This is a genomic window from Moorena sp. SIO1F2 (genome assembly GCF_010672755.1).
GTDB lineage: Bacteria > Cyanobacteriota > Cyanobacteriia > Cyanobacteriales > Coleofasciculaceae > Moorena.
Map to the genome: position 1 here is coordinate 21,286 of NZ_JAAHFV010000016.1, position 10,887 is coordinate 32,172.

Annotated in this window: 8 protein-coding genes and 1 pseudogene; 7 read left to right on the top strand and 2 right to left on the bottom strand. The window is 43.4% G+C overall.

Annotation, left to right across the window (positions count from 1 at the left end; translation table 11 throughout):
• Nucleotides 1–342: 342 nt before the first annotated feature.
• From F6J94_RS03795 to F6J94_RS03815, 5 genes and pseudogenes are all read left to right on the top strand, one after another.
• Nucleotides 343–1,044, top strand: a pseudogene (locus F6J94_RS03795) (Photosystem Q(B) protein 1); the annotation flags it as partial.
• A 303-nt stretch (nucleotides 1,045–1,347) separates the two neighbouring features.
• Nucleotides 1,348–2,730 carry an ATP-binding protein gene (locus F6J94_RS03800; RefSeq protein ID WP_293022305.1) on the top strand — a complete coding sequence of 461 codons (1,383 nt, stop codon included), beginning with the start codon at nucleotides 1,348–1,350 and terminating at the stop codon, nucleotides 2,728–2,730.
• A gap of 197 nt (nucleotides 2,731–2,927) precedes the next feature.
• Nucleotides 2,928–3,080: a hypothetical protein gene (locus F6J94_RS03805; RefSeq protein ID WP_293022307.1), complete on the top strand. Its 153-nt coding sequence runs from the start codon at nucleotides 2,928–2,930 to the stop codon at nucleotides 3,078–3,080.
• 14 nt (nucleotides 3,081–3,094) lie between these two features.
• On the top strand, nucleotides 3,095–7,939 hold the full coding sequence (locus F6J94_RS03810; protein ID WP_293037000.1) for a sugar-binding protein: 4,845 nt from the start codon (nucleotides 3,095–3,097) through the stop codon (nucleotides 7,937–7,939).
• Nucleotides 7,923–8,057, top strand: coding sequence for a hypothetical protein (locus F6J94_RS03815; RefSeq protein WP_293022311.1), 135 nt, complete (start codon nucleotides 7,923–7,925; stop codon nucleotides 8,055–8,057). The genes F6J94_RS03810 and F6J94_RS03815 overlap by 17 nt, the downstream gene beginning before the upstream one ends.
• Nucleotides 8,058–8,096: 39 nt before the next feature.
• On the opposite strand, the gene F6J94_RS03820 is transcribed toward F6J94_RS03815, so the two are convergent.
• A complete protein-coding gene (locus F6J94_RS03820; protein ID WP_293037002.1) occupies nucleotides 8,097–8,348 on the bottom strand; it encodes a hypothetical protein in 252 nt (83 codons plus the stop codon).
• A gap of 666 nt (nucleotides 8,349–9,014) precedes the next feature.
• Entirely contained in the window at nucleotides 9,015–9,425 is a 411-nt protein-coding gene (locus F6J94_RS03825; protein WP_293037004.1) for a hypothetical protein, read from the bottom strand.
• Nucleotides 9,426–9,858: 433 nt separating this feature from the next.
• On the opposite strand from F6J94_RS03825, the gene F6J94_RS03830 reads away from it, so the two are divergent.
• Together F6J94_RS03830 and F6J94_RS03835 are read left to right on the top strand one after the other, a co-directional pair.
• Nucleotides 9,859–10,170, top strand: a complete 312-nt coding sequence (locus F6J94_RS03830; protein ID WP_293037006.1) for a hypothetical protein — start codon at nucleotides 9,859–9,861, stop codon at nucleotides 10,168–10,170.
• 201 nt (nucleotides 10,171–10,371) lie between these two features.
• Nucleotides 10,372–10,728: a type II toxin-antitoxin system VapC family toxin gene (locus F6J94_RS03835; protein WP_293037008.1), complete on the top strand. Its 357-nt coding sequence runs from the start codon at nucleotides 10,372–10,374 to the stop codon at nucleotides 10,726–10,728.
• Nucleotides 10,729–10,887: the final 159 nt, after the last annotated feature.

Below are 10,887 nucleotides of genomic sequence, written 5' to 3' on the forward strand. Positions count from 1 at the left end.
AATCGGATAAATCCGATAAAACCCTATCGGTATAGTGGTAATCCGTTAGTGTAACCCTAGGGAGAGGGTTAAGGAGTAAGTCCTAGTAGCGATCGCTACCAGATCAAATGCGATCGCTATTTTGGTTTACCTATTTTTGTTGGCTAATACCCTATTATTATCATTTTGTCAATACTTAAGTAATATAATTATTACTTATTTACATTATTTAATAACCTGAGGGGAAATTACTCGCAAAACCCTTTACAAAAATAAATATATTGCTTAATATAAATATATGAAGGCGCACACAAGCCGGACGAACCTCGAAAAGTTCATATTCATACCCGCAATCATAAGAACATGACTACTGTATTACAGCAGAGCAACACCTCTGTGTGGTCTCAGTTCTGCAATTGGGTTACCTCCACCAACAACCGCCTCTATGTAGGTTGGTTTGGTGTCTTAATGATCCCAACATTGCTAGCTGCTACCACCTGCTTCATCATTGCTTTCATCGCTGCTCCTCCTGTGGACATCGATGGTATCCGCGAGCCCGTTGCTGGTTCTCTGATGTATGGCAACAACATCATCTCTGGTGCTGTTGTTCCTTCTTCTAACGCCATTGGCTTACACTTCTACCCAATCTGGGAAGCTGCTTCATTAGATGAGTGGCTTTACAACGGTGGTCCTTACCAGTTGGTAGTGTTCCACTTCCTGATTGGTGTATTTGCCTACATGGGTCGTGAGTGGGAACTGAGCTACCGCTTAGGTATGCGTCCTTGGATCTGCGTCGCTTACAGTGCACCAGTTGCAGCTGCTAGCGCCGTGTTCCTGATCTACCCAATCGGACAAGGTTCTTTCTCCGATGGTATGCCTCTAGGTATCAGCGGAACCTTCAACTTCATGTTCGTGTTCCAAGCTGAGCACAACATCCTAATGCACCCCTTCCACATGCTAGGTGTAGCTGGTGTATTCGGTGGTTCCTTGTTCAGTGCAATGCACGGTTCTTTGGTAACCTCCTCCTTAGTACGTGAGACTACTGAAACTGAGTCTCAGAACTATGACTGCTAAAGTCTGACTGAGGAGGCAGACTAGGAGTAGTAATTTTGAAGGGAGTATACCATTAGTGAGATTTCAGGCAACTTTCTGCGCAGCTACTGCATCATATACCATCAGGATTAGGAATAATGTTACGTTTTGTTGCAGTGAAGGGAAAATGTCAATTTCATAATGTGTAGCTATTAAGTCGATAAATTATATAGAGGCTGTATATCCTATAGAGCCTCAAGTTGTCAGCTATGTCGATCTGGCAGATATCGGGGTGCAATCTGAGAACAGTCAATTCGTCTACCGGGGGGAATTTTAATGACAGTCAATTTCGGCAGATTTTTTCGGGTCTGTAATCCTAGTAAAACCCTGAATCTGGGCAAGGCTGAAGACCAACAATATTACATTGATTTTTCCAAGGTGCGGGGCAGCAATATTATTCGAGAACTCAGACGCACCATTACCTTCTCAGAAGACGAACCCACCTGTCAGTTGTTTACGGGACACATGGGCTGTGGCAAGTCTACCGAGTTATCGCGATTGAAAAGGAAATTAGAAGAACAGGGATTTCATGTCGTTTATTTTGAGTCCTCTAATGACTTGGACCTGGCCGATGTAGAGATCAGTGATATTTTGCTGACCATTGCTCGTCAGGTGATTCAAAGTCTGGAGGAAGCTAAAATTAGACTCCAACCCACCCGCTTCCAAGGGTTAGTGCAAGGGGCGGCTAAGTTGTTAAACTCCGAGGTGACCGGGTTGAAATTCAAAGTTCCTGAGTTTCAGGCCGGTGGTGTAGGGGTTAACATACCTGATGAGATTGGCATCAGCTCAGAAGAGGGGGAGTATTCCCTAGCCTTTGGGATTGGAGAAATTACTACGAAAGCTAAGAATTCTAAGGACATTCGCTCCCTATTGCGACAACATCTAGAGCCACGGGTCAACAATATTTTAGAAGCAATTAATACAGAACTGATTGAACCAGCTCAACAGCAGCTGCAACAGCAGGGTAAAGCTGGACTAGTGGTGATTGTGGATAATCTTGACCGGATCCATAATAAACCTAAGTCAGGGCAACGGAATCAGCCAGAATATTTGTTTGTAGACCAGGGGGAGTATCTTAATCAACTCAAATGCCATGTGGTCTACACCATTCCCTTGATTTTGGCATTTTCCAATGACCAAGAAAACCTCAGGAATCGCTTTGGTTCTGAGTACCTACTGTTACCGATGGTACAGGTAAAAGAACCAGATGGTAGTCCCAGTGATGCCGGAATTGCTTTGCTGCGACAGATGATCTTAGCCAGAGCATTCCCAGATGTGGAGCTAGAGCAACGGCTCAGTTTAATTACAAAAGTGTTTGATAGCCCACAGACATTGGATCGGCTATGTCTAGTCAGTGGGGGTCATGTCAGGAACTTGCTGGTGCTGCTCCGTAACTGCCTCAGCAAAGATGAGCTGCCTTTATCTCGTAACTTGGTAGAAAGGGTGATTAGTCAGCGTCGCAATGAATTGAGCAGGGCAATTACACCGGATGAGTGGAAATTGCTCAGACATGTGGCTGAACACAAAACTGTCAGGGGTGAGGAGGAATACCAAATCCTGTTGAAGAGTTTGTTTGTGTTTGAGTATTGTAATGGTCAGGGATGCTGGTATGATATCAATCCGGTGTTAGCTGATGCCAAGGAGTTGAATGGAAACTAGACTTCTTGCAGAAGTAGGGAACAGGGAACAGGGAACAGGGAACAGGGAACAGGGAACAGGGAACAGGGAACAGAGAGTCAGCTAATGCGCTACGCGCACGCTACGCGAACAGCTAATGCGCTACGCGCACGCTACGCGAACAGCCACTCCCTGTCCGGTTCGAGGGCGTGAATCAAGTGATAAAAATTATCATGATAATGAGGTACACAGGTTTTTTACTACTTCATACCTTGACAGCGCCCGGGTTACCTAATCCCTGCTCCCTGCTCCCTGCTCCCTGCTCCCTGCTCCCTACTCCCTGCTCCCTGCTCCCTGCTCCCTACTCCCTAAAATTTACCTCACCCAATTAAAAACCGCTATTATAATGCTAGAGACAACCGGAAATCACAATCAAGATTCCTTGAGAGAACTAATCCGACTAATTAGGTTTTCTCAGGGAGAATTTTCTTTGATTTTGGCGGTTGGTAACTATGGGGTATTGAGGAGACAAATTATTGAGCAGTTGCAGGAGCAATGTTCTATTCCGATCAGGGAGCTGGTCTTAAAGCAATCGGTTAAAACTCTCTATACCACTATTGTGGAAGAGCTAGGTCCGGAACAGCCGGAGGCGTTGATGGTATCTGGGATAGACTCAGTAAGTTGCATTGAGGAAGTGCTGACAGCAACCAACCAGATCCGGGAAGAGTTTCGGAACTTTCGGTTTCCACTGGTGTTGTGGGTGACGGATAAGTTGCTGCAAATGCTAATTCGCTCAGTGCCAGATTTCCACAGTTGGTCAAGCTGTGTTGATTTTGTGATTAGCAGCGGTCAATTAATTCAGTTTATTGAGCAAACCACTGATCAGGTGTTTGCCAAGGTGGTAGCCTCCCGTGAAACTGAGTTTGTGCACAGTTGTACTCTGAATTTAAACAAAGACTCTGGATCCTATGTGGAATTACACTCAGCACGACAGGAGCTGGAAAAGCGGGGAGTGGCCTTAGCCCCAGAGTTAGAAGCCAGTTTGGAATTTGTGCTGGGTCGAGTGGCTGATAATTGTCAAGAAGAGTCTCGACAGCATTATGAGCGCAGTTTAGCTCTGTGGAAACAAACCGATAACCTGGAACGCCGTGGACATGTACTATTCTGTTTAGGCTTGTGGTGGGCTGGTTATGCACAGTGGCATCAAGCTGAGAAGGAACAAGCTTGTGAACAAGCAAAAGTTTATTTTCAGGAATCGGTTGAGGTTCTTGAGCAGGCTAATCGCCCAGACTTAGCTGCCAAATTTATTAATTTTTGGGGAGAGGCACTTCAGCGACAGTCAGATTGGGAGCAGTTAGAGAAAGTGGCCAACAAAGCCTTGGCGCTCCATCAAACCTATTCTGATCCGTTCAGAATGGCACGAGGTTATGGCTTTTTGGCTGAAGTAGCCCTAGCAAAATCAGCCTTTAAGAAAGCACAAAAGTCTTCCAAAAAAGCGCTTTTTCTGCAATCAACGGCATCAGCTAAGATAGTCAATCCCTCACCAGAACAACAAGCTTTATTAGACTGGGAAAAGTCTTTTGTCAAGGGTTGGTATTTATTTTCCTTGGGGCGAGCACTGCTTGGGACTATGCGATCGCAAAAACATGTTCCTCAATTACAAGCAGCACTTTATAACTTGGAAACCGCTAGAGCAGAAACCAAACCCCACTATGATCCAGAACTTTATATTGGTATCCTGAGGGAATTACACCAGGCCTATTGCCAACAAGGGGACTATCTCACTGCCTTTGAGATTAAACAAGACCAACAGGGGATTGAGAGCCGGTTTGGGTTTCGGGCATTCATTGGTGCTGGTCGATTGCAGCCCAAGCAGCAGGTAACTAACCCAGTTTTAGCAACAGTTGAGTGTTCAGAAAGGATAGCGCCAGAAATTGCCGCTTCTGGCAGGGAACGCCATGTTAATCGCCTGATTGAGCGCATGGAACAGGTGGGCTCTAGACTAACTGTGATTCATGGACAGTCCGGGGCGGGGAAAAGTTCGATGATTGAGGCGGGATTAATACCAGCATTAGAACGCAAAACCATTAATACCCGTCGGGTATTACCGGTTTTGCAGCGAGTTTATAGTAATTGGATTCAAGAATTAGGCAAATCCTTAACAAACACGCTGGAGAAGAGAGTACATTTACCATCTGTGCCTGCTAAGCTTGATTCAACCGCCCTCATTCTTGAGCAGTTGCGCAAAAATGCTAGGCAAAATTTGCTTACTGTTTTAATTTTTGACCAGTTTGAAGAGTTTTTAGCAGTTTGCTCAGACCCCAAGCAGAGGCGAGGTTTTTATTATTTTTTGCGAGACTGTCTGAATATTCCTTTTGTGAAGGTAATCTTGTCTGTGCGCGAGGATTATTTACATTGCCTGTTGGAATTTAATAAGTTCAAAATCGATTTAGAGGTTATTAATAATAATATTTTAGATAAGAGGATTCTGTTTCACTTGGGGAATCTTACCCCAGCAGATGCCAAATTATATCTTCAACGGTTAACGGAGCAAGCTCAGTTTCCCTTAGAGCAAGCACTGATTGATAAATTAGTGGAGGATTTAGGGAAAGAATTAGGAGAGATTATACCAATTGAGTTGCAAGTGGTAGGGGCGCAACTGGAACGAAACAAAATTACCACCCTACAACAGTATCAACACCTAGGGCATAACCCAAAAGCTGAATTAGTCAACCAATACTTAGAAGAAGTAGTGGAAGCCTGTGGTGCTGATAACAAACGGGCCGCTGAATTAGTGTTGTACTTGCTAACGGATGAAAACAACACCCGCCCTCTCAAAACTCGCCATGATTTGGAAAAAGAATTAAAAGCCTTGGCCGCTGATGTAGACACAGAGCTAGAACGATTAGATGTAGTGTTGGAAATTTTTGTGAAATCTGGCTTAGTGCTGCTGTTGCCAGAGATTTATAGCGATCGCTATCAATTAGTCCATGATTATCTGGTAGATTTCATTCGACAACGACAAGGGGCTGACATGAGAGCAGAACTTGAAAAAGAGCGAGAGACACGACAACGGCTTCGGAAACGGTTGGTGATGGGGTTAGGGGGATTTAGCGTAGCCATGACTATACTAGCGGTGATTGCAATCGGGCTGTGGCAATCGGCAAAATTCCACGAAAGAGAGGCGATCCTTACTAAACTCAACGCTAAATATAAGCTTTCTTTTCTTGTAGATGAAAATCAGCTTGATGCCCTTTTAAGCATCATCAAGGCAGGGAAACGATTAAACTCTAAAATAGCAAAATCAGACCTTGAAAAAGAGACTGTATCTAACCTCTGGCAAGCAGTCAACTTAATCCAAGAACACCATCGTTTAGAGGGACATCAAGGTAATGTCTTGAGTGTCAGTGTCAGTCCTGATAATCAGCTAATTGCCTCAGCTAGCTCTGATCAAACCATCAAACTGTGGAGTCGTGATGGCAAATTGATTAAAGACTTAAAAGGACATCAGGAGACAGTGTGGTGCGTTAGTTTTAGCCCTGATAATCAAATCATTGCCTCTGCCAGTAAAGACAAAACCATTAAACTCTGGCATCGCGATGGCACCTTAATTAACACCTTAACAGGACATGGTAAGGGGGTGAAGTGGGTAAGTTTTAGCCCGGATGGTCAGACCATTGCGTCAGCCAGTAGTGATAAAACTATTAAACTCTGGAACCGTGATGGGACTTTGATCAAAACCTTGACAGGACATAAGGATGCTGTGTTGAGTGTTAGTTTTAGCAATGACGGAGAGTTAATTGCTTCCGCCAGTAAGGACAAAACGGTCAAACTCTGGAGTAGTGATGGTACATTCATCAAAACTCTAGAAGGGCATGACAAGGCTGTTTGGAGTGTAATTTTTAGCCCGGATAGTCAGACCATTGCTTCAGCTAGTGATGATCGGACCGTTAAACTTTGGAACCGTGATGGAACCTTAGCGAAAACCTTGCCAGGATATGATCATCCTATCAACAGCGTCAGCTTTAGTCCGGATGGTAAGTGGATTGCTTCAGGGAGTAGTGACGGAAAAATCCAACTCTGGACTGGTAAGGGTACACTAATTTCAACCCTTCCTGGTCATAAAGATATTGTCAATCAGGTTAGTTTCACTCCTGACAGTAAGATGCTAGCCTCAGCTAGTGTTGATTTCACTGTCAAACTTTGGAGTCTTGACCAAACCTGGCCTAAGGTTTTCCAACCTACCACCTATACAGTCTATGGTTATGGTGCTAGTTTTAGCCCGGATGGTGAGATAATTGCCTCTGGTAGTCGAGATGATAACACGGTCAAACTCTGGAACCCGGAGAAGCAGATTCGGGAACTCACCCTCCAGGGACATCAGGATTTTGTGAATGGGGTTGATTTCAGTGCCGATGGTCAGTTAATTGCCACCGCCAGTGATGACAAGACGGTGAAACTCTGGAATCGCCAGGGGAAACTGCTACATACTCTAGAGGGGCATAGCGCTCCAGTTTATAGCGTTAGTTTCAGTCCTGATAGCCAAATTATTGCCTCTGCTAGTGAGGATAGCACAGTAAAACTCTGGAGCAGGGAAGGGAAATTGCTACGTACTTTAGCGGGACATACAGATGCCATTAATCGGGTCACTTTCAGTCCCAATGGTCAGTTAATTGCCTCTGCTAGTAATGACAATACGGTGAAACTCTGGAACCAGAACGGAACTCTAATTACTACCCTGACTGGGGATAGGAAGTTGTCCTCCCTTAGTTTCAGCCCCGATGGTAAGCGGATTGTGGCAGGTGCGGCCCGTGGTTCTATAGTAATCTGGAGTCGTAAAGACATCTCCTGGCAGCAATTCGCATCTAAAAAAGGAGTAGGGCATACAAAAACTGTTTATGATGTTAGTTTCCACCCCAATCGAGACATTATTGCTTCTGCTAGTGCGGATGGAACAGTTAAACTATGGAACCCCAATGGACTTTTAATCGGAACGTTAAGCGAGGGTTCTGAACCTGTGGAGTCTGTGAATTTCAGTCCAGACGGTGAAACCCTAGTCTCGATTAACGCAGCGAATCGGGTGAGTATTTGGAATTTAGATTACAGTCAATATTTAGATTACAGTCAATCAAACGATGTGAATTACTTACTGAAGCGTGGTTGTGATCAGCTTGGTAATTATCTTAAAAATAATCTGAACGTCAAGAAAGAAGACAGAACACTCTGTGAGGGAATTGAGGAGCAAGAGTAAATTAGCTGGAATATATAGCAGTTCTCACAGTCATGAGATACAAAAGATTTTTTCCCGACTCCCGACTCCCGACTCCCGACTCCCATTAACCCACAACTTGTGTAACTCACCCAATTAAGAACTGCTATATATGATCAATCTCTAGCTGAAGCGGACTCTACTGAAGTCCCGATTGTGGAATGTCGTAGCGTGGCGGTCTAGGATCTGGATCTTGGGGCTCTCTTGCACCAGCAGCGGTATCAAATATAGTGTATTTAAGGAATGAAACATCCTCCAATAGACTATTCTCACTAGAGTCAGGTTCGGTGATTAAGTTCCAGGAAGCTGTCTCCATAGCTAAAACCTGACTAGCAGTGATTGTCGATACTGCTGTTATCCCTAGTAGGGACAGAATTTTGTAACGTTTCATAACTGGACTCCGTGGGTTCTCTGCTAATTCCAACTCTACTCATATATACATTTATCCCAGATTGATGGCTCAGATCAGGAAAGTCTCTGAGTCTAGAATATCGTAGCTTTAGCGGTTTAGACGAATCTGCCGAGGGAAAGTTCCCCATGAATAATTTAGAATTAAGAATGAAGAATTAAGAATTAAGAATTAAGAATTGAGAATTAAGAATTGAGAATTAAGAATTAAGAATTAAGAATGAAGAATGAAGAATGAAGAATGAAGAATTGAGAATTAAGAATTTAGAAGTCTGGCTGCTGACTGCTGGCTGCTGGCTTTTGGCGTAAGCATTCAGCTATCAGCTATCAGCGTGTCGCGTATCAGCTATCAGCTAATGCACTACTTGAGGTGCTACTTGAGGTGCTATCAGCCAATGGCTGACGGCTGACGGCTGACGGCTGAATGCTTACCTTTTGGCTTCTGGCTTCTGGCTTCTGGCTTCTGGCTTCTGGCTTCTACCTCCTACATTCATTCTACATTATCCATTCTTAATTCTCCCTTCTCCCTTCTCCCTTCTCCCTTCTCCCTTCTCAATTCTACATTCTTAATTCTACATTCTCCCTTCTCCCTTCTCCCTTCTTAATTCTACATTCTTAATTCTACATTCTTAATTCTACATTCTTAATTCTAATAACCTTTAACCTTAGAGCAAAGCTGATTCAGTAACTCCTTTGGAATGACCTCAAAATTTTCTAAGAGAAAATCCATTAAGGCCAGATGATGCAAGGAATCGGAGGAGGGAGTTTTATAGCGAGCACCTTGGGCCAGCCAGCTGTTTACAGCGTAACTTGAGCGGCAGCAGATGTTACCGATGTCTTCTTGATTAACTTGCCATTTTCGGTAAAACTCCTGGGGGGTCATGGATAGTCGGCAGTAGCTGTATAGGTAGATCAAGATTTCTTCTCGCTCGGTGATGGGATGAGGATAGGCATGTTCCCTTGTGGATTGGCTCCTGGCAATTTGGGCAAGGCGGTCTAGGGCTCGCTGGCAGTGAATCAGATGATTCAGATGATCATTTGAGCGTTTTTTTGGCATCATGGAATTACCTCACACATAGTTTGTGACTGAGGACATAAGCCGCGCTTCTTGGTTGACGTGTAAAGCGCGGCTTTTTGTCCAGAAATATTATCGAAATATCGGACATTTTTATTATTACTAATATCTCGGTAAATGTCAAGGGTTATTTTTTAAATTTGCAACATTTTTTTACATTTTGATCAAATTGAGTAGTTTGGGGGTTTATCTAGAGATAAAATCAATTTTGTAATGTAATTTTACATTAGGTATCAGGGAGTAGGGAGTAGGGAGTAGGGAGTAGGGAGTAGGGAGTAGGGAGTAGGGAGTAGGGATAATAATGTGGGTATAGGGGGGATATTTGAAAAGTATTTTGATTTTAATTTCGCGATTAAATGTGATAAAATATTTATTAATTAGTAACTAGGCAATTCAAGTATTGATTCATGGTGTTAAAATGAGTAAAATATCTCATCAGTATTCGGATTTTAATAACTCCTATGCTCAAGATATTGAGCAGGTGCTTGGCATGTTATCGAAGATAACCTCTTGCTCTGTTGGGGAGATTAAACCCCACTTGGATGCACTTTTGAATCGTCTAAATCAGGAAAAAGATGATTCAGCTTCGGCTTCATTTTATGAAACGTCAACCCATGAGGAATGGTCAGCAGAATTTCAGGCATGGGTTGACAGTCATAAGAGTCGAGATATTCCTGTCCTTAGTGATGAAGCGATGAGTAGAGAAAGTATTTATCCGGATCGGTTTTGATGGCTTACCTTTTAGATACAAATATATTGCTGAGAACGATTACGTTTAGTGACCCGATGCACCTAGAGGCTGTAAACGCCCTTGATATCTTAAATGCCCGTCGCGAAAAGGTATAGCGCTACGCGCAAGTCAGAAGTTAGAAGTCAGAAGTCAAAAGTAAGCTAGGACTAGGTTTCTAAGTTTAGAAATGTCCTAACTTTAATGCGTAGTGCTATAGTTATTGCCCCTCAAAATTTGATTGAATTGTGGAATGTCTGTACTCGTCCGTCCAAGAATAACGGTTTGGGGTTTACTCTTAGTCAAACAAAAGCCGAAATTGATCGTTTGAAGCGGTTATTTGTCTTTATCCCCGATACTCATAAAATATACTCAGAATGGGAAAAGTTAGTTACGATCTACGAAGTGAAGGGGGTAAAGGTTCATGATGCCCGCTTAGTAGCTTTTATGAAAGTTCATGATTTAAGTCATATTCTGAGTTTTAATATCCGAGATTTTCGCCGTTTCGGTGACGAGGTTATTCCTGTACATCCTAAGGATATTTTTGACACCACCGAATAGGGAGCGTTGCTTAATAGTGGAATGATTTTAATAGATAAACGCTCAACCCTCAACCACAAACCAAACCGGGTACTGACTTCTATCACACGAGTACCCATTAACCGCTAACTAGTACTAGTTTTTCGCTAACTAGTACTAGTTTATCATATAACAGTACCA